The organism is Vibrio sp. 378 (assembly GCF_033339435.1).
This window is the reverse complement of the sequence record NZ_JAWOUO010001045.1, coordinates 1-544: the sequence shown is the minus strand read 5'-3', so window position 1 is coordinate 544 and position 544 is coordinate 1. Positions and strand designations below refer to the sequence as shown.

Sequence of the window (544 nt, the reverse complement as noted above, 5' to 3'; positions counted from 1 at the left end):
TGTTATCAAGTCTCCTTATGTCCTTTTGGTAGCGGCTTACATTGTGGCGTGTTTGATGTCTCTAGCGGTGAGCTCTGCAACAGGCCTTGGCGTTTTATTGATGGCAACCCTATTCCCAATGATGGTTGCGATGGGTATCTCTCGTCCTGCGGCTGTGGCAGTGTGTGCATCTCCTGCTGCTATTATTCTTTCTCCTACTTCAGGTGACGTTGTTATCGCTGCAGAAAAGTCTGGCTTGGCGCTAGATGTGTTTGCGGTACAAACTGTTCTTCCTGTTTCGATTTGTGCAATCGTCGTAATGGCGGCAGCAGCTTTCTTCTGGAACAAATACCTAGATAAGAAAGAAAATACGCCGATGGAAAAAATCGACGTATCAGAAATTAAAGCAGATGCACCAGCGTTTTACGCAGCACTACCATTCTTACCAATCATCGGTGTGTTCCTATTTAATGGACGTACGATTCCTGGTCTTAGTCTAGATATCTACACCATCGTTGTGGGTTCTATTTTCCTTGGCGCACTTATCCATTATGTCGTGAACAAA

Annotated in this window: 1 protein-coding gene; it reads left to right on the top strand. The window is 45.0% G+C overall.

The window, feature by feature from the left end; all coding sequences use genetic code 11:
• A partial coding sequence (gene dcuC, locus R7Q48_RS30280; RefSeq protein WP_318134108.1) for a C4-dicarboxylate transporter DcuC occupies positions 1-544 on the top strand: 544 nt, incomplete at both ends.